Annotated in this window: 18 protein-coding genes and 1 pseudogene; 13 read left to right on the forward strand and 6 right to left on the reverse strand. The window is 74.7% G+C overall.

Annotated elements, in window-relative coordinates; genetic code table 11:
- Window positions 1–8 precede the first annotated feature (8 nt).
- The 5 genes from GL259_RS14935 (at window position 9) to GL259_RS14955 (ending at window position 8500) form a co-directional block, all read left to right on the forward strand.
- Window positions 9–272 (forward strand): hypothetical protein, encoded by a 264-nt coding sequence (locus GL259_RS14935; protein ID WP_159532981.1) that lies wholly within the window; start codon window positions 9–11, stop codon window positions 270–272.
- A 16-nt stretch (window positions 273–288) separates the two neighbouring features.
- Window positions 289–1674: a type VII secretion integral membrane protein EccD gene (gene eccD, locus GL259_RS14940; RefSeq protein ID WP_159532983.1), complete on the forward strand. Its 1386-nt coding sequence runs from the start codon at window positions 289–291 to the stop codon at window positions 1672–1674.
- Window positions 1675–1687: 13 nt separating this feature from the next.
- The gene (locus tag GL259_RS14945; protein ID WP_159532985.1) at window positions 1688–3010 is read left to right on the forward strand and encodes a hypothetical protein; all 1323 of its coding nucleotides are present in this window, start codon (window positions 1688–1690) and stop codon (window positions 3008–3010) included.
- Between the two features lie 76 nt (window positions 3011–3086).
- Window positions 3087–7094, forward strand: a complete 4008-nt coding sequence (eccCa, locus tag GL259_RS14950) for a type VII secretion protein EccCa (protein WP_159532987.1) — start codon at window positions 3087–3089, stop codon at window positions 7092–7094.
- The gene (locus tag GL259_RS14955) at window positions 7091–8500 is read left to right on the forward strand and encodes a DUF6177 family protein (protein WP_159532989.1); all 1410 of its coding nucleotides are present in this window, start codon (window positions 7091–7093) and stop codon (window positions 8498–8500) included. Before eccCa ends, GL259_RS14955 begins: the two co-directional genes overlap by 4 nt.
- A 66-nt stretch (window positions 8501–8566) precedes the next feature.
- Here GL259_RS14955 and GL259_RS14960 read toward each other — a convergent pair whose 3' ends face one another.
- The 3 genes from GL259_RS14960 to GL259_RS14970 are packed head-to-tail and all read right to left on the reverse strand — an operon-like array spanning window position 8567 to window position 11693.
- A complete protein-coding gene (locus GL259_RS14960; protein ID WP_166461496.1) occupies window positions 8567–9397 on the reverse strand; it encodes a sugar phosphate isomerase/epimerase family protein in 831 nt (276 codons plus the stop codon).
- Window positions 9394–10545 (reverse strand): dihydrodipicolinate synthase family protein, encoded by a 1152-nt coding sequence (locus GL259_RS14965; RefSeq protein WP_159532993.1) that lies wholly within the window; start codon window positions 10543–10545, stop codon window positions 9394–9396. Before GL259_RS14965 ends, GL259_RS14960 begins: the two co-directional genes overlap by 4 nt.
- Entirely contained in the window at window positions 10542–11693 is a 1152-nt protein-coding gene (locus tag GL259_RS14970; protein WP_166461497.1) for a Gfo/Idh/MocA family oxidoreductase, read from the reverse strand. Before GL259_RS14970 ends, GL259_RS14965 begins: the two co-directional genes overlap by 4 nt.
- A gap of 279 nt (window positions 11694–11972) precedes the next feature.
- On the opposite strand from GL259_RS14970, the gene GL259_RS14975 reads away from it, so the two are divergent.
- From GL259_RS14975 to GL259_RS14990, 5 genes and pseudogenes are all read left to right on the forward strand, one after another.
- A complete protein-coding gene (locus GL259_RS14975; RefSeq protein WP_159532995.1) occupies window positions 11973–13019 on the forward strand; it encodes a LacI family DNA-binding transcriptional regulator in 1047 nt (348 codons plus the stop codon).
- Between the two features lie 181 nt (window positions 13020–13200).
- Window positions 13201–13812 carry a dihydrofolate reductase family protein gene (locus GL259_RS14980; protein ID WP_159532997.1) on the forward strand — a complete coding sequence of 204 codons (612 nt, stop codon included), beginning with the start codon at window positions 13201–13203 and terminating at the stop codon, window positions 13810–13812.
- A gap of 45 nt (window positions 13813–13857) precedes the next feature.
- A pseudogene (locus GL259_RS38720) lies at window positions 13858–14082 on the forward strand (MarR family transcriptional regulator); the annotation flags it as partial.
- 43 nt (window positions 14083–14125) lie between these two features.
- The gene (locus GL259_RS14985; protein WP_159538655.1) at window positions 14126–14926 is read left to right on the forward strand and encodes a sugar phosphate isomerase/epimerase family protein; all 801 of its coding nucleotides are present in this window, start codon (window positions 14126–14128) and stop codon (window positions 14924–14926) included.
- Between the two features lie 140 nt (window positions 14927–15066).
- Entirely contained in the window at window positions 15067–16326 is a 1260-nt protein-coding gene (locus GL259_RS14990; protein WP_159532999.1) for an MFS transporter, read from the forward strand.
- Between the two features lie 19 nt (window positions 16327–16345).
- Here the strand turns inward: GL259_RS14990 and GL259_RS14995 are convergent, their stop codons facing one another.
- Entirely contained in the window at window positions 16346–17263 is a 918-nt protein-coding gene (locus GL259_RS14995) for an EamA family transporter (RefSeq protein ID WP_159533001.1), read from the reverse strand.
- A 90-nt stretch (window positions 17264–17353) separates the two neighbouring features.
- On the opposite strand from GL259_RS14995, the gene GL259_RS15000 reads away from it, so the two are divergent.
- The 3 genes from GL259_RS15000 (at window position 17354) to GL259_RS15010 (ending at window position 21251) form a co-directional block, all read left to right on the forward strand.
- On the forward strand, window positions 17354–18271 hold the full coding sequence (locus tag GL259_RS15000; RefSeq protein ID WP_159533003.1) for a LysR family transcriptional regulator: 918 nt from the start codon (window positions 17354–17356) through the stop codon (window positions 18269–18271).
- Window positions 18272–18609: 338 nt separating this feature from the next.
- Window positions 18610–20451: a glycoside hydrolase family 3 protein gene (locus tag GL259_RS15005; protein ID WP_159533005.1), complete on the forward strand. Its 1842-nt coding sequence runs from the start codon at window positions 18610–18612 to the stop codon at window positions 20449–20451.
- A 161-nt stretch (window positions 20452–20612) separates the two neighbouring features.
- Window positions 20613–21251, forward strand: coding sequence for a hypothetical protein (locus tag GL259_RS15010; protein ID WP_159538657.1), 639 nt, complete (start codon window positions 20613–20615; stop codon window positions 21249–21251).
- 19 nt (window positions 21252–21270) lie between these two features.
- Here GL259_RS15010 and GL259_RS15015 read toward each other — a convergent pair whose 3' ends face one another.
- Both GL259_RS15015 and GL259_RS15020 read right to left on the reverse strand, forming a co-directional pair.
- Window positions 21271–22704 (reverse strand): S28 family serine protease, encoded by a 1434-nt coding sequence (locus GL259_RS15015; RefSeq protein ID WP_159533007.1) that lies wholly within the window; start codon window positions 22702–22704, stop codon window positions 21271–21273.
- Between the two features lie 121 nt (window positions 22705–22825).
- Complete coding sequence (locus tag GL259_RS15020) at window positions 22826–23212, reverse strand: hypothetical protein (RefSeq protein WP_159533009.1); 387 nt, start codon at window positions 23210–23212, stop codon at window positions 22826–22828.
- Between the last annotated feature and the right edge of the window lie 19 nt (window positions 23213–23231).

Raw genomic sequence — 23231 nt, forward strand, 5'->3', positions numbered from 1 at the left:
CGATCACCATGACCGCTCAGGACTACGACAGCCAGCTCCTCGAGTCCGTCTCCGTGCGGCGGCGGCGGTTGCGGGACGCCCTGGTGTTCGGGGCACAGCGGCAACGGCGGACCGTGGACGAGCGGATGGGGAAGGTGCTCGCCGGGACGGTGATCGCGGCCGTGCTGTGCGCGGGGTGCGTGGGGTGGTCGTTCGTGTCGCACCGGCTGATCGGACAGAGCCCGTACTCCTCCGGCGTTTCCACGCCCTCCGACAGTCCTACAAGCCGGTGATAGGTTCGCGAACGTGATGTCTACGGGGGCCTTGAGCAGGGAAACGGCCGGTGGGCCGACGGTGTTGAGCAGGGTCACGCTCGTCGGTGAGCGGCGCCGCGTCGACCTCGTACTTCCGGCGCGGGAGCCGGTCGGGCTGCTGCTGCCCGAGATCATGCGGTTGCTGGACGACCGCGTGACGGGGCGGCCCGCCTCGCGCCACCTCGTCACGGTGGACGGCTCCGCGCTCGATCACGACAGCACACTGGAGACGGCGGGCATCCGCGACGGCGCCGTACTGCGTCTCGTCCGCGTGGAGGACGCCCCGCCCGCCCCCGTCGTGCACGACGTCACCGACGAGGTGGCGGAGGATCTCGGTCATCGGGCATGGGTGTGGGGGCCGGCCGCGCGACGGGTCACGGCGGGTGCCGCGAGCGTGGGCTGGGTGGTCGTCGCCGCCCTGTTCGCGCGTGCGCAGTACGACCGGACGGTCGTCGCCGGTGCCCTGCTCGCCGCCGCCGGTCTGGCCGCGGTCACGGGTGCGGTCCTGGGGCGGCTGCGCAGGCACGGGCTCGCCGCGACCCTGCTGTGTGCCGCGGGCGCGCTCGGTGTGCCGGGCGTGTGGAGCCTCGTCGACGTCGTCGGCGGGTCCTCGACGGGCGCCCTGCGGCTCGCCGGGGTGGCCACCGTGGGCGTGCTGGTCCTCGCCCTGCTCGGGCTGTTCACGCCGCTGGGGCGGGGCGGGGTCGTGGGCGCCGGTGCCGTGGCCCTGACCGCCGTCGGCTGGGAGACCGTCGTCGCCGTGCAGTCCGGCGCCGGGACGGCGGAGCAGCAGGCCCGTGTCGGAGCCGTTCTCGGCGTCGTCTGCGTGGTGCTGCTCGGAGTGCTGCCACGGCTCGCGCTGATGGCGTCCGGGCTCTCCGGGCTCGACGACCGGCGGGCCGGGGGGATCTCCGTCAGCCGCCACCAGGTGTCCGTCGCCCTGGCCGCCGCCCACCGCGGGCTGGTGCTCGCCACGGTCACCCTGGCGGGGTCGGCCGCCGCGGCCGCCGTCCTGGCGCTGCGGGACCCCTCCGTGTGGACGGTGCCGCTCGCCTCGGTCGTCGCGGTGGTGCTGGCCCTGCGGGCCCGGGCGTTCCCGCTGGTCGCCGAGGTGGTCGTGCTGCTGGCCGCCGCGGCGGGCGTCGTCGTGCGGCTGCTGACGGTATGGGCGGAGCGGTCCTCGGCCGCGGCGCCGTCGGCCTTCCTCGTCGTGCTGGCGGTCCTGCCGCTCCTCGTGCTCGCCGTGGAACCGGCCGAGCACGTGCGGGTCCGGTTGCGGCGGGCCGGTGACCTGCTCGAGTCGGTGGGGGTCATCGCACTGCTCCCGCTGCTCGTCGGCGTGTTCGGTGTGTACGGGCGACTGCTCGACACCTTCGCTTAGGGGGCGCGGCGGCATGACGCAGGAGCAGGGGGATCAGCGGCGGGAGCCGTTGTCCGCACACGGCGGTGGCGGTGACTGGCAGCGGAACGTCCTGCGGGAACTGAGCGGCGCCGCGGGGGGCGGCGGTCCGGGTACGGACGCCGGTACGGGCGGGGGCCGGGGGAGGGCCTCCGTCCGGCCGGGCGAGCCCACGCTGCGGCTCGTGCACCCCGCGCCCTCGACGACGGAAACGGGAGCGGGCACCGACGGCGACGCGTCCGGCCCGCGCGTCCCCCGTCCGGTGCCCCCGTCCGCACCCGACGCACCGGGCGGCCCCGCGTCCCCGGCCCTCGCATCCGGCGCCCGGGCCGCCGACGAGCCGACCCCGGAGCGGCCCGCGACGCCCCCCGCCCACGACCCCCGTCTCCCCGCGGCCCCCGCCCCCGAGTCCTCCCCCACCCTCGATCCCCGTCTCCTCCTCGCCCTGGGACGCCCTCTGCACGGCGACTCCGTGACCCGGCGTACGGGGCAAGCCCTGCGCAAGCTCACCTCGTCCGTCACCCAGGACGTCGCCGAACGGACCCGGATCGCCCGCGCGTTGCAGCAGCCCGTCACCACGGGCCGGGTGGTGGCCGTCACCTCCATCCGTGGCGGCGTCGGCAAGTCCACCGTCTCCGCGTTGCTCGGGCGCACCCTCAACCACTACCGGCACGACCCGGTGCTGACCCTGGAGGCGGACACCGCGCTGGGCACCCTGCCGGTGCGCATGGGCGCGGAGGCGGTGCGCTGGACGTGCACCGATCTCGCGCCGATCCTCCACCCCTCCATGCAACTGACCGACGTGACCGGCTACCTGGTCCCGGTGTCGGACGGCGGCTGGCTGCTGCCCGCGAGCCGCGGCCAGGTCGGCCCGCCGCTCGACATGACGTCGTACCGCAAGGTCACGCTGGCGCTGCGCCGCTACTTCGCGGTGACCGTGGCCGACTGCGAGACGCTCCCCGGCGAGGTGGCCCGTACGGCGATGGACACCGCGCACGCCCGGGTGGTGGTCGCGCCGACCACGGCGGAGGGCGTCGGCGCCACCCGTCAGGTGCTGGACTGGCTGGCGCGGTTGCCCCATTCCGCTCTGGCCACGACGGTCGTGGCGCTGGTGGCGAACACCCCCGACACCCTCCTCGACGACAGGACGGCCGCGGGGCACCTCAAGGAGGCCGGTGTCACCGTCGTCACCGTGCCGTACGACCGTCATCTGGCCGGCGGCGGCCCCATCCGCACCGACCTCCTGGCGCACGCCACGCAGCAGTCCGTCCTGCGGCTGGCCGCCGAGGTGATGGAGCGCGCGGTGAGGGTGCGATGAGCATCCGGCCGGTGCGCCCCGGCCCGTACCCGCCCCGACCCTCCTCCGTCACGACCCGCTCCGGAGAAGTCCGCCCGTGACCCTGCAGATCGTCCACCGGCCCGCCCGCAGCACCCGCCCCCTGGAACCCGCCCGTCCCCGTACGGTCGAGGCGCCGCCCAACCTGCCCGAGGGGAAGATCGGCAACGCGGCCACCGCGCTGCTGCCGATGGCCGGCGTCATGGGCTCCGTGGTCATGATGACCGTGGTCCGCAACAGCCGGTTCGCGGTGGTGGGCGCGGTCGTGCTGGTCTTCGCGCTGCTGGGAGCGGTGGCGCTGTTCCTGTCGCAGCGCGGCAAGGCGCAGCGCACCCGGCGCACGCAGCGTGAGCGCTACCTGGAGTACCTGGAGGAACTGCGGGAGGAGCTCGGTGCCGCGGAGCGGCGGCTGCGGGAGGCGGAGCGGGAGCTGAACCCGCCGCCGGAGGCGCTGTACGACCTGGTGCGCGACCCCGCCCGGCTGTGGGAGCGGCGCCGTCAGGACGCCGACTTCCTGCGGGTGCGGGTCGGTCTCGGTGACGTACCGGTCCGGGAACCGGCCCTTCAGCAGAGCGGCGCCGGCGGGGTGCTGACGCCGCCGGACCCCTTCATGCTCAACGAGGCGCGCGCTCTGCAACGCCGGTTCGCGACCGCCGCCGACGTGCCCTTGACCGTGCCGTTGGACCGCGCCGGGAACGTCAGCGTCGTCGGCGACCGGGAGGACGTCCTGCGCGTCGCCCGGGCGCTGCTGGCGCAGACGGCGGTGACACACGCCCCCGACGACGTCGCGCTCGCCCTGGCCGTGCCCGGCGAGCGGCTGGCCGAGTGGGAGTGGGCGAAGTGGCTGCCCCACGTGCTGGACCCGCAGGCGCACGACGGTCCGGTGGCCGCCCGCCGCATCGCGCCCGATCCGAGGCAGCTGGCCGGACTGCTGCGGCACGAGCTGGGCCGGCGGTCCGCGTACGCGGCGGAGGTGCGGCGCGGCCTGGCCGACCGGAACGCGCTGCGGCTGGCGAGCCGGCTGCTGGTGATCTCCGACACGCACGGCGAGCCGGCCGCCGAGCTCCCCCGACCGGACTCGGCGGTCGGGCTGCCGGACATGGGGGTCACCGTGGTGCACCTCCTGCGGGAGCAGGTCCACGAGCCGGACGAGGTGAGCGTCCGCATCACCGTCCACGGCGAGCGGGTGGTCGTCGAGGACCTGCGCCGCTCCGGTGCCGAGGGCGCCGCCGCACCAATCACCGCCGAGGGCACCGCCGATCCGGTCACCGCGGCCGGGGCGGAGGGCGTCGCCCGGCTGCTGGCCCCGCTGCGGCTGTCGCCGGAGTCCGTCGCCGAGGGGAGCCCCGTCACCGGTCCGGTCGACTTCCCCGCGCTCCTCGGCATCGCCGACCCCGCCGAACTCGACCTGACCGCCCTGTGGAAGCCCCGCGGCGAACGCGACTTCCTCCGCGTACCCATCGGGCTGACGGACCGCCACGAGCCGGTCCTGCTGGACCTGAAGGAGTCCTCCCAGCTCGGCATGGGTCCGCACGGACTGTGCGTGGGCGCGACCGGTTCGGGCAAGAGCGAGTTGCTGCGCACCCTCGTCCTCGCCCTGGTCGCCACCCACTCCCCCGAGGACCTGGCGCTCGTCCTGGTCGACTACAAGGGCGGCGCCACGTTCGCCCCCTTCGCCGGACTCCCGCACACCGCCGGAATGATCACCAACCTGGAGAACCGGGCCGGGCTCGTCGAACGCGTCCACACCAGCCTCGCCGGCGAGGTCAAGCGCCGCCAGCAGGTCCTGAAGGACGCCGGCAACGTCGCCGACATCGGTCACTACGCCGCGCTGCGCGCGACGCGGAGGCCGGACCTCGAACCGCTCCCGCACCTGTTCGTCGTCATCGACGAGTTCGGCGAACTCCTCACCGCGAAGCCGGACTTCATCGACCTGTTCCTGTCCATCGGGCGCATCGGCCGCTCCATCGGCGTCCACCTGCTGCTGTCCAGCCAGCGCATCGAGGGCGGCAGGCTCAAGGGCCTGGACACCTACCTGTCGTACCGGCTGGGCCTGCGGACCTTCTCCGCCGACGAGTCCCGCACGGTCCTCGACACCACCGACGCCTTCCATCTGCCGCCCCTGCCCGGATTCGGCTACCTCAAGGTCGACACCTCCACCTACGAACGGTTCAAGGCCGGGTACGTCTCCGGCGCCCACCGCGGCCCGGCGGCGCGCGAGCAGCGGGACGAGGAGCCGCTCGCCCTGCCCTACCCGGCGTACAACACCGCGGGGCAGGCCGAGGAGCCGGAGGAGGAACCCGCCGCCACCCGGCGGGAGACCGGCCCGACCGTGCTGTCCCTCATGGTCGACCGGCTCGCCGGCGCCGCGCCCGCCGTGCGCCGCATCTGGCTGCCCCCGCTGCCGGACACCGTCACCCTGGACGCGGCCGCCGGACCGGTCCGGGTCTCCGAGCACGGGCTGCGCCTGGCGCGCGCCACGGGCGGGATGCGGGTGCCGCTCGGCGTGCTCGACGACCCGGCCCGGCAGTGGCAGGGCCAGTGGGTGCTGGACCTGACCACGGCCGGCGGCCACGTGGCCGTGATCGGCGGCCCCCAGTCCGGCAAGACCACGCTGCTGCGGACCCTCGTGCTGTCCCTGGCGGTCACCCACACGCCCCGCGACGTCGCCGTGTACGGCCTGGACCTGGTCGGCGGCGGCCTGTCGGCGCTGGCCGCCCTGCCGCACGTGGGCGGGGTCGCCGGACGGGCCGACCGTGAGCGCGCGGCCCGTACGGTCGCCGAGGTGCGCGCCATGCTCGCCGAGCGCGAGACGGTCTTCCGCGAGCACGGCATCGACTCCGTCGACCAGCTCCGCCGGCTCCGCGCCCAGGGCCGGCTGCCGCAGCTCGGCTCCACCGACGTCGTCCTCGTGGTCGACGGTTTCGGCGCGCTGCGCGACGACTTCGCCGACCTCGACGAGCCGGTCGCCGACCTGCTGAAGCGGGGCGGCGGCTACGGCATCCACGTGGTGGCGGGCATGCTGCGCTGGAACGACGTCCGCATCGCCACCCAGTCGCTCTTCGGCACCCGCGTCGAGCTGCGCCTGAACGACCCCGCCGACTCCTCCGTCGACCGCAAGCTCTCCGAGACCCTCTCGCCGGACGTGCCCGGCCGGGTGCTCACCGACGGCAAGCTGTTCGCGCAGGCCGCCCTGCCCCGTATCGACGGCTCGCCCACGACCGGCGACCTGGGCCCGGCGCTGGACGAGGCGGCCCGGACCGTCCGCGCCACCTGGCACGGCGAACCCGCCGCCCCGGTGCGGGTGCTGCCGGCCCGGCTGCCGGCGACCCGGCTGCCCTCGCCGGCCGCCGAACCGCGGCGGATACCCCTCGGTCTCGACCAGGACGCCCTCGCGCCCGTGCTGCTCGACCTCTTCGGCGGCGACCAGCACCTGCTGGTCCTCGGCGACAACGAGTGCGGCAAGACGAACCTGCTGAAGCTGATCGTCGCCGGGCTCGTCGAGCGGTACTCCGACGACGAGCTGGTCTTCGGCGTCTTCGACCCGCGCCGCGGTCTGCGCGGCATCGTCCCGGAGCCGTACCGGGGCGGCTACGCCCACAACGCCGCGCTCGCCGCCGCCCTGTCCACGGGCATCGCCGCCGAACTGCAGAAGCGGCTGCCGGAGACCGCCGACCCGGACGCGCCCGAGACCGGCGAACCCTCCTTCCGGGGCCCGCGGATCGTCATCCTCGTCGACGACTACGACATCCTCACCACCGCCGGACAGCAGCCCCTCGCGCCCTTCCTGCCGTACGTCTCCTCCGCGCAGGACATCGGCCTGCACTTCGTCCTGGCGCGGCGCACCGCGGGAGCCTCCCGCGCGCTGTACGAGCCGCTGCTGACCACCCTGCGCGAGACGGGCACCACCGCCCTGGTGATGACCGGCGACCGCACCGAGGGACAGCTCTTCCCCGGCCTGTACGCCTCCCCGCAGCCACCCGGTCGCGGCACCCTGGTCCGCCGCGGCCGGCACCACCGGCTCGTCCAGACCGCGCTGACCGGAGCCGAGGAAGGAGAGTCGTGACCAAGGACGTCATCGCCCTCACCCCGAAGATGCCGGACACCTGGGCCCTGCTGGCCGGGCTGTACGCGGGCGGGCCCGAGGCGGCCGTGACCGCCGGGTCCGAGGGCGCCGTGCTGCGTCTGTGCGCCCCGGACGGCAGGCCCCTGGTGTCCGTGGAGGCCCCGCTGCTGGTCCAGGTCCCCGGGGAGGCCGAACGGCTGCTCGGGCGGGACGTGCCCGTGCCGTTCTGGTGGACCGAGGCCCGGGCCTCCGGCGCCGTGCCCGGGGCCGAGCGGCTGGCGGGATCGGTGTGCGGGCGGCTCGCCCTGCTGCTGGGCGGCACCACCTGGCCCGAGCCGGCGGCGGGCACCGACGTCGTGGACGTGCGCGCGGCCGTCGCGCCGGACGACGGGCAGCCGGTCGTGGACGTCCTCACCGACAGCACGTCCGTCGTCCTGGCCGACCGGCCCGTCCTGGCCCTGACCACCTGGCTGTCCGAGGTGCTGCGCGGCACCTCCGCGTCGGGCCGCGCCCTGCAGATCGTCACCCCGCCGCACGTCCGGCTCAGCGCCCCGGCCCGCGCCACCCTCCTGCAGGTGCCCAACCGCTGGGTCGTCCAGGACCCTGCACAGGGCTACTACGACGGGTTGTCCGGGACGGTGCTGCGCTGGCAGGACGGGACGTTCGCGCCCGCGCTCGGGGCGGACGGCACGGCCTCGGTCGCCGAGGCGTTCGGCCGGACGTCCCCGTCACGTGACCGGCAGCTCGTCGTGGCGTTCCGTACGACGCTCCCCGCGCACGAGGACGCCGTCCTGGGCGAAGCGCTCGAGGCGGCCTGGCGCGCACTCACCGGCTCGGCGCCGGCCGGCTGGGGCACCGCGGAACCAGTCAACCTGCCCTGGTCACCGCGCCGGCTGACCGATCTGGCCCGTGCCCGGGCCCCCGAGCCCACCCATCTGCTCGTGACGGGGCACCCCGGCCGGCCCGCGCTGGCGTGGATCCGGGTCACGCGGACGACCGCCGGTGTGGAGCAGGACGTGACGCTCACCCTCGGGTACGGGGAGGGTGAGGCACCGCCCCTGGAGGCGATCGCGCCCCTCGCCGAGAGCCTCGTCGTGGAACACGGCCTGACGACGATGCTCACCTCGGTGCGGCGGGCCTCCCGCGACCTCACCACGGCCCCCGTGCTCCAGGCGCCGCCCGTCCCGGTCGCCTTCACCCTGGGTGCGCGGGACGTGCGGGACATCGGACTCACCCATGCCCGGCGCCCGCCCGTCGAGGTGCGGCCCGTCGCCCTGGGACCCGCCTCCGCACCGGCCCTGCACTATCCGCTGGGGGACGGGTCGGACGCCGGCGCCCTCGTCGAGCTGCGCCGTCTGGCGGCGCACCTGCGGGCCGGTGTGCCCGGTGCGGGGGCGGAGGTCTGACGGCGCGGGTGCCCGGGCACGGCGTGTCCGGGCACCCGCGTCCCGCGCCTCAGCGTGCGGCGGGCCTCATTCCGCGTGCTCCGCGAACCGCGCCGCCGTCTCGGCGAGCACCTCGCGGCCGTCCCGGGCCCACAGCGCCTCGTTGAACAGCTCGACCTCGATGGCGCCGGTGTAGCCGGCCGCCTCCACGTACCCCTTCCACTCCCGCATGTCGATCGAGCCGTCGCCGATCTGGCCGCGGCCGTTGAGGACGCCCTCGGGCAGCGGGGTGGTCCAGTCGGCGAGCTGGAAGGTGTGGATGCGGCCCTGGGCGCCCGCGCGGGCGATCTGTGCGGGCGCGGTGTCGTCCCACCAGACGTGGTACGTGTCGACGGTGACGCCGACCTGGTGGGCGGGGAAGCGTTCGGCGAGGTCGAGGGCCTGCGCGAGCGTGGAGACCACGCACCGGTCGGAGGCGAACATGGGGTGCAGCGGCTCGATGGCCAGCCTCACCCCCTGCCGCTCGGCGTACGGGCCGAGCTCCGCCAGGGCGTCCGCGATGCGCTCCCGGGCGCCGCGCAGGTCCTTGGAGCCGGCCGGCAGGCCGCCCGAGACCAGGACCAGGGTGTCGGTGCCGAGCGTGGCCGCCTCGTCGACGGCGCGGCGGTTGTCGGCCAGGGCGGCCGCCCGCTCGCCGGGGTCGGTCGCGGTGAGGAAACCGCCCCGGCACAGCGTGGTCACCGCCAGGCCCGCGTCGCGCACCAGCTTGGCCGCCGCCTCCACTCCGTACGCCTGGACGGGCTCGCGCCACAGGCCGACGTTCGCGATGCCCAGCTCACCGCAGGCGGCGACCAGTTCGGGCACCGACAGCTGCTTCACCGTCATCTGGTTGATGCTGAAACGCGCGGGGGCGGTCACTGGTCCACCCCGTACAGCGCGAGCAGGTTCCTCATCCGCTCCTCCGCCAGCTTCGGGTCGGGGAACAGGCCGAGTCCGTCGGCGAGTTCGTAGGCGCGGGCGAAGTGCGGGAGGGAGCGGGCCGACTGGAGGCCGCCGACCATCGTGAAGTGCGTCTGGTGGCCGGCCAGCCAGGCCAGGAAGACCACGCCCGTCTTGTAGAAGCGGGTGGGGGCCCGGAAGAGGTGGCGGGAGAGCTCGACCGTCGGGTCCAGCAGGCCGCGGAAGCCCTTCACGTCCCCCGTGTCCAGCACCCGGACCGCTTCGGCCGCCAGGGGCCCCAGCGGGTCGAAGACGCCGAGCAGGGCGTGGCTGAAGCCCTGCTCGTCGCCCGCGATCAGCTCGGGGTAGTTGAAGTCGTCGCCGGTGTAGCAGCGCACGCCCCGCGGCAGCCGGCGGCGCAGGTCGACCTCGCGCCGGGCGTCCAGCAACGAGACCTTGATGCCGTCGACCTTGTCGGGGTGGGCGGCGATGACCTCCAGGAAGGTGTCGGTGGCCGTGTCCAGGTCGGACGAGCCCCAGTAGCCCTCCAGCGCCGGGTCGAACATCGGGCCCAGCCAGTGCAGGATCACCGGCTCGGAGGCCTGGCGGAGCAGGTGGCCGTAGACCTCCAGGTAGTCCTCGGGTCCGGACGCCGCGGCGGCCAGGGCGCGGGACGCCATCACGATGGCCTGCGCGCCGGACTCCTCGACGAGGGCGAGCTGCTCCTCGTAGGCCGCGCGGACCTCGGCGGGGGTGCCGGCGGTGATCTGGTCGGTGCCGACCCCGCAGGCGATGCGGCCGCCCACGCTCCGGGCCTCCGCCGCCGACCGGCGGATGAGCTCCGCCGCGCCCGCCCAGTCCAGGCCCATGCCGCGCTGGGCGGTGTCCATGGCCTCGGCGACGCCCAGCCCGTGCGACCACAGGTGGCGGCGGAAGGCGAGGGTGGCGTCCCAGTCGACGGCGGCGGGCGAGTCGGGGGTGGTGTCGGCGTACGGGTCGGCGACGACGTGCGCGGCCGAGAAGACCGTACGGGAGGTGAGGGGGGCGCCGGGGGTGAGGGCGAGGGGCTCGGTGCGGGGCTCGTAGGCCCGCAGCCGGCCGTGTTCGTCGGGCAGTCGGAGGGTCACAGCGCGATCTCCGGCACGTCGAGGCGGCGGCCCTCGGCCGAGGACCTCAGGCCCAGTTCGGCGAGCTGGACGCCGCGGGCGCCGGCCAGCAGGTCCCAGTGGTAGGGGGCGCCGGCGTAGACGTGCTTGAGGAACAGTTCCCACTGGGCCTTGAAGCCGTTGTCGAACTCGCCGTTGTCCGGCACCTCCTGCCACTGGTCGCGGAAGACCTCGGTGGCGGGGATGTCCGGGTTCCAGACGGGCTTGGGGGTGGCGGAGCGGTGCTGGACGCGGCAGGTGCGCAGTCCGGCGACGGCCGAGCCCTCGGTGCCGTCCACCTGGAACTCGACGAGCTCGTCGCGGTGGACGCGGACCGCCCAGGAGGAGTTGATCTGGGCGACGGCGCCGCCCTCCAGCTCGAAGACGCCGTAGGCGGCGTCGTCGGCGGTGGCGTCGTAGGGCTTGCCGTTCTCGTCCCAGCGCTGCGGGATGTGGGTGGCGGTGAGGGCCTGGACGGACTTCACCCGGCCGAACAGCTCGTGCAGCACGTACTCCCAGTGCGGGAACATGTCGACGACGATGCCGCCGCCGTCCTCGGCGCGGTAGTTCCACGACGGGCGCTGGGCCTCCTGCCAGTCGCCCTCGAAGACCCAGTAGCCGAACTCGCCGCGCACGGACAGGATGCGGCCGAAGAAGCCGCCGTCGATGAGCCGCTTCAGCTTGAGCAGGCCGGGCAGGAACAGCTTGTCCTGGACGACGCCGTGCTTGACGCCGGCCTCGTTCGCGAGGCGGGCCAGCTCCAGGGCGCCGTCGAGGCCGGTGGCGGTCGGCTTCTCGGTGTAGACGTGCTTGCCCGCCGCGACGGCCTTCTTGATGGCCTCCTCGCGGGCGGAGGTGACCTGGGCGTCGAAGTAGACGTCCACCGTCCCGTCGGCGAGGACGGCGTCCAGGTCGGTGGAGACGTGCTCCAGGCCGTGCCGCTCGGCCAGCGCCCGCAGCGCGTGCTCGCGGCGGCCGACCAGGATCGGCTCGGGCCACAGCACGGTGCCGTCGCCGAGGTCGAGGCCGCCCTGTTCGCGCAGGGCCAGGATGGAGCGGACGAGGTGCTGGCGGTAGCCCATGCGCCCGGTCACACCGTTCATGGCGATACGCACCGTCTTGCGTGTCACGTCGTTCCCTTCGTACGCGGTCCGCGCGCCGCGTACGCCCCGCCCGTCGCACGCGCACCGGTGAGGGCGCGCGGTGACTGGTGAACGTGACAGCAAGCGCTTTCTATGTAGTCAGAAGCTAGCCTCTGAACGGCGGTGGGGACAAGACCGCGGCGAGCCGGACTTGTTCGAGGGGGCGAACAATCGGGCGGGTGGCCGTAGGGTCTGCTCGGAACCACGGCCACGGGTGTGGGTGTGTACGACGGCGTACGGCGGGACGCGCGAGGCGGAGGACGAGACATGACGGTGACCCTGGCGGACGTGGCGGCTCGCGCACAGGTCTCCCCCGCGACGGTGTCGCGCGTGCTCAACGGGAACTATCCCGTGGCCGCCTCCACCCGCGAGCGGGTGCTGAAGGCCGTGGACGAGCTGGACTACGTGCTCAACGGCCCCGCGAGCGCCCTGGCCGCCGCCACCTCCGACCTGGTGGGCATCCTGGTGAACGACATCGCCGACCCGTTCTTCGGGATCATGGCGAGCGCGATCCAGTCCGAGATCGGGGGGCCGGGCGGGCGGGCCGGCGGGGAGAGGCTCGCGGTCGTCTGCAACACGGGCGGTTCCCCGGAGCGCGAACTGACCTACCTCACCCTGCTCCAGCGGCAGCGGGCGGCGGCGGTCGTGCTGACCGGCGGCGCGATCGAGGACGCGCCGCACCGGGCGGCCATGGACGCGAAGCTGCGCAAGCTGACGGACGCCGGGACCCGGGTGGTGCTGTGCGGCCGGCCGCCGGCGCCGGAGACCGGGGCGATCGCGCTGACCTTCGACAACCGGGGCGGCGGGCGGGAGCTCACCGAGCACCTGATCGGCCTCGGCCACCGCCGCCTCGGCTACATCGCGGGCCCCGAGGAGCGCACGACCACGCGCCACCGCCTCGAGGGCCACCGGGCCGCGCTCGCCGCGCACGGCATCGAGGAGGACCCGCGCTGGACCGTCCACGGCCGCTACGACCGCCGGTCCGGTTACGAGGCCACCCTGGAACTCCTGCGCCGCGACCCGACGCTGACGGCCGTCGTCGCCGCGAACGACACCGTCGCCCTCGGCGCGTGCGCCGCCCTGCGGGACTCCGGCCTGGGCATCCCCCGGGACGTCTCGGTCGCCGGCTTCGACGACCTGCCGTTCAGCATCGACGCGGTACCGGCGCTGACGACGGTGCGGTTGCCGCTGGCGGAGGCGGGGGCCCGGGCCGGGCGCATCGCGATGGGCCGCGAGGAGCCGCCGCCGGGCGGGATCGCCTCGGTGCGCGGGGAGTTGACGGTGCGCGGCTCCAGCGGGGCACCGCGGACGTGACCGGCGCACGGCACCGCCGCCCGCCGGGCGGCGCGGGCACGCGTCGTCCGGGGCCGGCGCGGATGCGCCGACCGCCGACCGCTCCGGGGTGGAACGCGATCCGGCCGCACCGATGAGTTCCGCCGCCGGCGCCGGTCTGTCCTTCCGTCATCGCCTCAGCGAGCGAACAGGAGCAGCAGTCATGCGCATCGTGGTCACCGAGTTCATCAGCCTCGACGGTGTCGTGCAGGCCCCCGGCGGCCCCCAGGAGGACACCGACGGCGGTTTCGCGCACGGTGGCTGGTCGCACCCGTACTTCGACCCGGAGGTGCTCGGCGGCGCCTTCGACGCGGGGCTGGGCAAGGCCGAGGCGCTGCTGTTCGGACGTCGCACCTGGCAGACGATGGCCGGGGCGTGGCCCGAGCGCGCCGGGGACCCGTTCGCCGACCGGATGAACAGCCTGCCGAAGTACGTCGTCTCCGGCACGCTGGGCGAGTCCGACCTGACCTGGAACAACACCCGGCTCATCCCCGCCGGGGAGGCCGTCGCCCGGATCCGCGAGCTGCGCGGCACCGGGGGCGGCGACCTGGCGATGATGGGCAGCCCCTCCCTCGTCCGCACCCTCCTGGGCGAGGACCTGGTGGACGAGCTCCAGCTGATCGTGATGCCGGTGATCCTCGGCGGCGGCAAGTCGATCTTCCCCGCCGACGGCGCGAAGCGCCCGTTCGAACTGGTCTCCACGACCGCCGCCGAGACGGGCGCCCAGGTCTGCGTCTACCGCCCGGCGACCCCGGGGGGAGCGGGCGGGGCCTGATCCGCGGCCCCGCCGGGGCGCCGCTCCCGTGGACGGACGGCGCCCCGCGGCCTGGGCGTCGGCGACCGGCTCGTCCGGGCGGTCGTCGGCTTCGCCCGCGAGGCCGGCCACCGCGACCTGGTCCTGTGGACCAACGACGTCCTGTCCGCCACCCGCCGCCTCTCCCTGCGTCACGGATTCGTCCTGACCGGCGAGAGGCCCCACCACTCCTTCGGCAGGGACCTGGTCGGCCAGGACTGGCGCCTGGACCTGTGCGCGGCACCCGGGTGACGGGAAGGAATCACACCGGGGATCGCGGGTAGTGTCCGTACCCATGAAGCTGGCGTTCTCCACCCTCGGCGTCCCCGGCCTGCCCCTGCCCGACGTGCTGCGCCTGGCGACCGAGCACGGCTACCACGGCGTCGAACTGCGCACCCACCCCGAGGAACCGGTCCACCCCGGCCTGACCCCCGCCGAACGCGCCCGCGTCGCCGACGGGTTCAAGGAGGCCGGCGTCGAGGTGCTGGGCCTCGCCGGGTACACCCGGGTCGCCGCGCCGGGGGACGACGAACCGGTCCTCACCGAGATCCGCTCCCAGCTCGACCTCGCCCGCGACCTCGGCGCCCTCGCCGTCCGCGTCTTCCCCGGCGGCGCCCCCGGGCAGAGCCCCGAGGAGGCGGACGCGACGGCCGCCCGCCGGCTGGGCACGGCCGCCGAGTACGCCGCCGACCTCGGCGTCCGCATCCTGCTGGAGACCCACGACTCGCACCGCACCGCCGCCGACGCGATGCGGATCCTCGGACTGGTCGGCCACCGCCAGGTGGGCGCCCTGTGGGACGTGATGCACACCTGGCTCGGCGGCGAACAGCCCGCGGAGAGCTTCGCGGCCCTCTCCCCCCACCTCGGCTACGTCCAGGTCAAGGACGTCGCCTCCGCCGACGACACGGCCCCGCTCCCCCTCGGCGCCGGCGTCCTGCCCCTGGCCGACTGCGTGGAGGTCCTCTCCCGGCACGGCTGGGACGGCTGGCTGTGCTGGGAGTACGAGAAGCGCTGGTACGCCGACGCCGCACCGCTCCCCGGTCTCCTCGCCCCCGGCCGCGCGCACCTGGCCCGCCTCCTCAACGACTCGGCGTGACGAACGACCCGGCCTGACGCGCCGGCGCCGCGGGAGCCGGCCGCCGGGCGGGCCCGCGCCGAATTTCACTCGCCCGGACCGCGCACGAACGGGTAGCGTCCGCGCGTGCCCCAGCCCGTCCCCCTCCCCGCCGTCCCGTCGTGAGCCTCGCCCGCGCCCTGATCGACGTGCGGCCCCTGCGCACGTCCCCGGTCTTCCGGCGCCTGCTGATCGGGCGGACGGTGTCCGTGCTCGGCAGCTTCATGACCATGGTCACCGTCATGTACCAGGTCTGGGAGATGACGCACAGCGCGGCCTGGAGCGGCGCGGTGGGTCTCGCGCAGGCGCTGCCGATGGTCTGCTTCGGGCTGTTCGCCGGGGCCTGGGCCGACCGGGGCGACCGGCGCCGGATCTACCTGGCCGCGACGGCCGGCCAGGCGGTCTGCTCGCTGCTGCTCGCGGTGCAGGGTTTCACCGGGCACGTCCCGGTGGCCGGGGTGCTCGCCCTGGTCGCGGCGCAGTCCGCCTGCGCGGCGGTCGGCGCTCCCGCGGCCGGGGTGTTCGTCCCGCGGCTGCTGCCCAAGGAGCAGGTGGCCTCCGGGCTCGCGCTCCACCAGGTCACCGGCCAGGCGATGATGCTCGTCGGCCCCGCGCTCGGGGGCCTGCTGCTCGGCTGGTTCGGCATCGGCGTCTGCTACCTGCTCGACGCGCTGAGCTTCCTCCTCTCCTTCTACGGCGCGTTCGGCCTGCCCGCGCTGCCGCCCGAGGGGGAGCCGTCGCGGGCGGGTCTGCACGGGGTGCTGGACGGCCTGCGCTTCCTGGCCGGCCACCGGGTGGTGCGCGGCGCGCTCGTCACCGACCTCGCCGTGACGGTCCTGTCGATGCCCGTCAGTCTCTTCCCCCTCGTCAACGACGAGCGTTTCGGCGGTGATCCGCGCACGCTCGGCCTGTTCCTGTCGGCGCTCGCGGTCGGCGGCGTCCTGGCGTCCGCGCTGTCCGGCGCGGTGACCCACCGGGGCCGCCCCGGTCTCGTGATGCTCTGGGGCGCGGGCGCCTGGGGTGCCGCCCTGGCCGCGTTCGGCCTCGTGAGCAGCCCGTGGGTGGGCCTGGGGCTGCTGGTCCTGGCCGGCGCGGCCGACGCCCTGTCGGTGCTCTCCCGCACCACGATCGTGCAGACCCGTACGCCCGACGCCCTGCTGGGCCGGGTCACGGCCGCCGAGACGATCGTCGGGCAGGCCGGTCCGCACCTCGGCAACGTGCGCGCCGGGCTGGTGGCCGGCGCGACCTCGGGGGCGGCGGCCCTGGTGACGGGCGGTCTGCTGTGCCTGCTCGCGGTGGCCTGGGTCGGCGCGGGCACACCGGAGTTGCGCGCCGGCGCGGGCACGCCGGACCCGCGCGACGGCGTGCCGGACGGGCGGTGAGCCGCCCCGGCCCTCCCCCTCACGACCGGCCGGCGGCCGCCTCCGGCGCCGGGGCGCCCGCGGCGGGAACCGCGGGAGCCGGGGGGCGCCGCGTCACCGACGCCATCGCCACCCCGCCCACCAGCAGCCCCGCCGCGCACCACCTGAGCGGGGTCACCGACTCGCCCAGGAACAGCGCGGCCGACGACATCCCGAAGACCGGGACCAGCAGCGAGAAGGGCGCGACCGTGGAGGCGGGGTGACGGCGCAGCAGCCAGCCCCAGGCGCCGAAGCCGAACACCGTGGCGACCCAGGCCACGAAGAGCACCGTGCCCGCGCCCTGCCAGTCCAGGCCGGCCAGCGCCTCGAGGTCCCGCTCGGGTCCCTCCAGCAGGAGCGACAGGGCCAGCAGCGGGAGCACCGGCACCGTGCTCACCCAGATCATGAAGTTCAGGGCGTCCGGGGGCGCCGCCCTGCGGGTCAGGATGTTCGAGACGCCCCAGCAGGCCGCCGCCGCGACGACCAGGGCGAAGCCGCCGAGCGGGCCCGAGGCGCCCTCGTCGGCCGCGGCGACGCCGATCCCCGCCAGCGCCACCGCCATGCCCACGAGGCGGACGCGGGAGGGGCGTTCGCCGAGGAGCGCGAAGGCGAACAGGGCCGTGAACACCGCCTGGACCTGGAGCACCAGGGACGACAGCCCGCCCGGCATCCCCGCGTCCATGCCGACGAACAGCAGCCCGAACTTGGCCACCCCCAGCGCCAGCCCCACCCCGGCGATCCACTTCCACGCCACCTTGGGCCGCCCCACGAGGAACACCGCGGGGAGCGCCGCCACGAGGAAGCGCAGGGCGGAGAAGAGCAGCGGCGGGAAGTGGTCGAGCCCGATCTTGATGACGGTGAAGTTCACGCCCCAGACGGCGGCGACGAGGACGGCCAGCAGCAGGTGGGAAGGTCGCATACGTCGAGGATCACCGCCCGCCACACTTCAGCACCAGCGACGATTCCTGCATGGTTGGATGAAGCGCCGCTAACCGATCCGGGAGCCGTCATGCTCGACCTCCAGCGCCTGCGCGCCCTGCACGCCGTCTCCGTCCACGGCACCGTCGGCGCCGCCGCCGTGGCGCTCGGGTACACCTCCTCCGCCGTCTCCCAGCAGATCGCCAAGCTGGAGCGGGAGACCAGGACCGTCCTGCTGGAACGGGAGGGCCGGGGCGTGCGGCTGACCGACGAGGCGCACCAGCTCGTCGCGGCCGCGCGGGAGCTGCTGGCCATCGTGGAGCGCGCGGAGACCGAACTGGAGGAGCGGCGCGGGGTGCCGGCCGGGCGGCTGACCGTCGCGGCGTTCGCGTCGGCGGCGCGCGGCCTCATGCCGCCGGTGCTGGCCGACCTGGCCCGGCGGCACCCCGCGCTCGACACCCGGCTCACCGAGATCGACCCGCACCTGTCCGTGGACCTGGTGGCCAAGGGCGCGGTCGACCTGGTCGTCGCGCACGACTGGGACATCGCGCCGCTGCCGGCCCCGGCGAACGTGGAGCAGGCGGTCATCGGGGACGACCTGTGCGACCTGCTGGTGCCCGAGGGGCACCCGTTCGCGGGGCGCACGGCGGTGCGGCGCGAGGAGCTGGGCGGCGAGCGGTGGATCTGCCAGCCGCCGGGGCGGGTCTGCCACGAGTGGCTGGTGCGCACCCTGCGCGCCGCCGGGCACGAGCCGGAGATCGTCCACCAGGCCGACGAGAACCCGACCCTGGTCGCCCTGGTCGCGGCCGGGCTCGGCATCGCGCTGATCCCCCGGCTGGGGCGCGGCCCGCTGCCCGAGGGGGTGGTGGAGGTGCCGCTCGACCCGATGCCCGTACGGCGGCTGTACGCGCTGTGGCGCACGGGCGCGGCCCGCCGCCCGGCGATCGCGGAGACGGTCCGCACCCTGCGCGCGCACTGGCCCGGGGTGTCGGCGCACACGCCCCGCTGACCCCACCCGGCCCCCCGCTCCCGACTTCGGGGAATCCGCCGCGACCGGGGAACCCGTCCGCGCCGCCGCCCGTCCCACGGTCAGGCTGCCGGATGAGTCTCCGTGGTGCGGTGTCGGCCCTCGCTGCTGGCTGCGATCGCTGACCTACCCTCTCCGCCGTGCCGCGGCCGGCAGCACGCCGTCATCGGCGCGCCCCCTCCGACCGCGCCGATGACGGCCCCTCGCCGGTTGCTGTGCGTTCCCTTGACTGGCAGAAACTTCCCGGATATTGGTGACCTCCTGGCAGTTTCCTTCAGTGGATCCCCGGTCCCCGCGGATCACCTCCCAAAGGAGCGCACGTGCCCGACAGCAGCACGGGAAGCACGGGAAACACCGCACGTCCGTCCAGACGCGCCGTCCTCGCCGCGACGGCGGCCGCCGGCACCGCCCTGGCGGCCGGCGGCACCGTCCACGCCGCCGGCCCCTCCGCCCCCGACGACAGAAGGCTGCGCGCCCTCGTCTCCCGGATGACGCTGGAGGAGAAGGTCGGCCAGCTGTTCGTGATGCGGGTGTACGGCCACTCCGCCACCGAACCGGACCAGGCCGACATCGACGCCAACCTCAAGGAGATCGGCGTCCGCACGGCCGCCGAACTGCTCGCCAGGTACCGGGTCGGCGGCATCATCTACTTCGCCTGGGCGCACAACACCCGCGCGCCGCACCAGATCGCCGACCTCTCCAACGGCATCCAGAAGGCGTCCCTCGGCCTGCCGCGCGGACTGCCGGTGCTCATCTCCACCGACCAGGAACACGGCATCGTGGCCCGCGTGGGCGAGCCCGCCACCCTGTTCCCCGGCGCGATGGCCGTCGGCGCGGGCGGCTCGCGGTCCGACGCCCGCACCCTCGGCCGGATCGCCGGGCGCGAACTGCGGGCGCTGGGCATCCGCCAGGACTACGCCCCGGTGGCCGACGTGAACGTCAACCCGGCCAACCCGGTCATCGGCGTCCGCTCCTTCGGCTCCGACCCGGACGCGGTGGCACGGCTGGTGGCCGCCGAGGTCGCCGGGTACCAGCGCTCGGGGGTCGCGGCGACCGCCAAGCACTTCCCCGGGCACGGCGACACGGTCGACGACAGCCACGCCAAGCTCCCGTACATCCACCACACCCGCGAGCAGTGGGAGCGGCTCGACGCGCCGCCGTTCGAGGCCGCGGTCGCCGCGGGCATCGACTCGATCATGACGGCCCACATCGTCGTCCCGGCCCTCGACGGCTCCGAGGACCCGGCCACCCTCTCCCGCCCGATCCTCACCGGCATCCTGCGCGAGGAGCTCGGCTACGACGGGGTCGTGGTCACCGACTCCCTCGGCATGGAGGGCGTCCGCACCAAGTACGGCGACGACCGGGTGCCGGTGCTGGCGCTGAAGGCGGGCGTGGACCAGCTCCTCAACCCGCCCTCGCTGGACGTCGCCTGGAACGCCGTCCTGAAGGCCGTGCGGGACGGCGAGCTCACCGAGTCCCGGCTCGACGAGTCGATCCTGCGCATCCTGCGGCTGAAGGCGAAGCTGGGCCTGTTCGAGGACCCGTACGTCACCCACGAGGGCGTCGACCGCACCGTCGGCACCCGCTCGCACCTGGCCGCGGCCGACCGGATCGCCGAACGCACCACCACCCTGCTGGTCAACGAGGGCGGTCTGCTGCCGCTGTCGCGGCGCAGCCGGCCGAAGCTGCTCGTCGTCGGCGCCGACCCGGCCTCCCCGTCCGGTACGACCGGACCGCCGACCGGTGTGCTCGCGGGCGCGCTGACCGAGCTGGGCTTCACGGCCACCGCCCTGTCCACCGGCACGGCACCGTCCGCGGCGACCGTCGCCAAGGCGGTGGCGGCGGCCCGGGACGCGGACGCGGTGGTCGTCGGGACGTACAACGTCACGGCGAGCAGCAGTCAGAAGGCGCTGGTCGAGCAGCTCCTGGCGACCGGCACGCCCGTGGTGGCGGTGGCGATCCGCAACCCGTACGACGTGGCCCACCTGCCCGGCGTCCCGGCGTACCTCGCGACGTACTCCTGGACCGACGTGGAACTGCGGGCGGCGGCACGGGTGATCGCGGGCCGCGTGGGGCCGCGCGGGACGCTGCCGGTGCCGGTGCAGCGGGCGGACGACCCGGCGACGGTGCTGTACCCCGTCGGGCACGGGCTGCGGTACTAGACGCCACCCACGGGCGCCGCGCGCCCGGCGTAGCGCACCCGGCGTAGCGCCCGTACGTCCCGCACCCGGCACACCGCCCCCCATATGCGCAAAGCACCCCACATGTCTGGCGTGTCCCGTCGCGGCGGGCCACGCTGGACGGGAGTGTTCGGGGGATGACCATGCGGGTGAGAACCTGTCCGGTGGCGCTGTGCGTGCTCGCGGCCCTGCTGACGGGCTGCCGGAGCGCGCCGGACGGCGGGACCGGGGAGGACGGCCGCCTCGGCGAGCGGCGCACGGCGGCCGCGTCGCCGGCGCCGGCCCGGCCGTCCGGGTACGGGGCGGTGTTCCTCGCGGTCGACGAGTGCAGCTCCTTCGGCCGGACCAGCTTCACCGAGGTGTCCTGCGCCGGCGAACGGGCCGCGGCCCGGGTGGTCGCCCGCCACGACGGCACCGTGCGCGACGGACCGCGCTGCCCGGCGACCACGGACTTCGTGCTGCACATCAGCGAGCAGCGCCCCTCCTCCGACGAGGACGGCGACGGCGCGGTGCCGCAGGGCTACGCCTGCATGCGCAGCCTCCAGCCGCCGCACCCGGGCGATCCGGGCGGCGGGGGCGGTCCGCGCACCATCGTCGGCGACTGCGTCTACACCCTGGGCGACGGCAAGGTCCGGGAGACGGCGTGCGACGGCACGGGGAGGCACGCGCCCGAGTACGAGGTGACGAAGGCCGTGGACGCCCGGTCCGAGTGCCCGGCGTCCACGGCCCTCTACGTGCGGCTCGGCGGCACGTCACCGGTGGGCTGCGCCCGCCCGGTGTAGTCCCGCCCCGCCGGTGCGCCTACGGGCGCAGCGTCCGCTCGTGCTCGACGCCGCGCTTGTCCAGCTTGGCGTCGAACTTCGCCAGCGGCTCGGCCGCCGCCGGGTTCTCCCGGACCGCGCTCGGGGCGACGCCCGCCCACTCGAGGATGCGGGCCGTGGCGAACGCCCTCTCCTTCTCGACCAGACCGGCCACGTTGGCGCCGTGGTTCATGCCGGGGGCGGTGAGGACGTAGGAGTCACGCGCGCCGTGCCCGAGACGGAACGGCTCGGCGCCCCACGGGTCGTTCTCGCCGTAGACGAACAGCATGTGCCGCGCGTTGTGGCGGACCCAGGTGTCGACGTCCCGCATGGCCCGCGGCTCGAACTCCATCGGGATCGAGCGGGGCACGAAGTTGCGCGGCGGCTGGTAGCCGTAGCGGACGTACTTCTTCTCGATGTGCGGGAAGTGGATCGTCGGCGCGCCCAGCTGCGTGCCGGCCTGGTAGTAGTACGGCGTGTACGGGCTCAGGCCCTGGTCGGTGTAGAACGAGAAGCCGGAGATCGTGTCGATCGAGGTCCAGATCTCGTCGTCGGTGGCGTTCTTCGCGTCGGCCGGGATCTGCTCGCAGTCCTTCAGCGTGCTGTACTGCCAGAAGCCCCACACGTAGTCGAGGACGACGGCCTCGTACGCCCGGTCCAGGCTGCCGATGGTGTCGAAGGTGTAGCCGTTCTCGGCGGCGTACGCCTCGTACTTCTCCTCCAGCGGCGCGCGGCGCACCAGCGCCTCGCGCTGCACCGCGTTCAGCCGGTCGCGGCACTCCTCGGTGCCGACGTTCGCGAAGAAGCGGTCGTAGGCCGAGTCCTCCTTGTTCACCACGTCGTTGGGGGCGACGTAGGCGACGACGCCGTCCATGTCGCGCGGGTAGAAGCGCTCGTAGTAGGTGGCGGTCATGCCGCCCTTGGAGCCGCCGGTGGAGATCCAGTTCTGGGGGTAGATCTTCTTCAGCGCCTCGAAGATGCGGTGCTGGTCGCTGGCGGCCTGCCAGATGTCCAGCTTGGACCAGTCGGCCGGGTCGGGCCGGGAGGGGGTGAAGAAGCGGTACTCCATGGAGACCTGGTTGCCGTCCACGATCTGGGTCGGCTCGCTGCGGCGGGGCGTGGTGGACACGCTGTAGCCGCCGGTGTGGAAGACGGTCGGCCGTGCGGTGTCCTTGTGCAGCACGGTGATCCGCTGCTGGAACGTGCCCTTGCCGGGCCTGCGGTGGTCGACCGGCTGGGTGTAGTTGAGGACGAAGAAGCGGTAACCGGTGTAGGGCTTCTCCTCGATCAGGCTCATGCCCGGTACGGAGAGCAGTCTCTCCTTGATGTCGGTGGTGCCGGTGGCCTCCGGCTCGGCGGCGGTGGCCGCTCCGGCCGTGCCCATGGTGCCTATGAGCACCGTGAGCGCCAGCAGCCATCTGAGCGCCTTGCGCATGCGCACTCCCCTGTGAGACAGATGTGCGCCGGAAGCTAGCGGACCAACTCCCCGCAGCACCAGGGGACATGGGGAAAACCCTGTATCGGCGCCCGTGTCGGCGACCGCGTCGGCCCACCCGTCAGCACAGGATCCAGCCGGAGCTGACCGATCCCTTGCCCACCCGGCCCTTCACCCAGACGCAGCGGCGGCCGGCGTGCACGGTCACCGGGCCGGCGTGGTACCTGAAGCGGCCCTCGTCGACGACCGGCCGCCCGCCGCGCGCCCGCAGGCTCACCGACATCTTCCGTGTGACGCCGGGCTTCGCGGCGAGGGTGACGGCGCAGACGTAGCCGCCGCGCTTGTAGACGACCACGGAGCCGGTGGAGAACGGCAGGGTGCGGACCTTGCGTCCGGGGCAGGGCGCGGCGGCGTGCGCGTCGCCCGGCGCGGCGACGGCGAGCAGCCCCGCGGCGGTCAGCACGGCCGTGCCGAGCGCGAGTCGCCGGCGTATCGCTCCACTTCCCACTGTCGTTCCTCCCGTACCG

The organism is Streptomyces sp. Tu 3180 (assembly GCF_009852415.1).
Classification (GTDB): Bacteria; Actinomycetota; Actinomycetes; order Streptomycetales; family Streptomycetaceae; genus Streptomyces.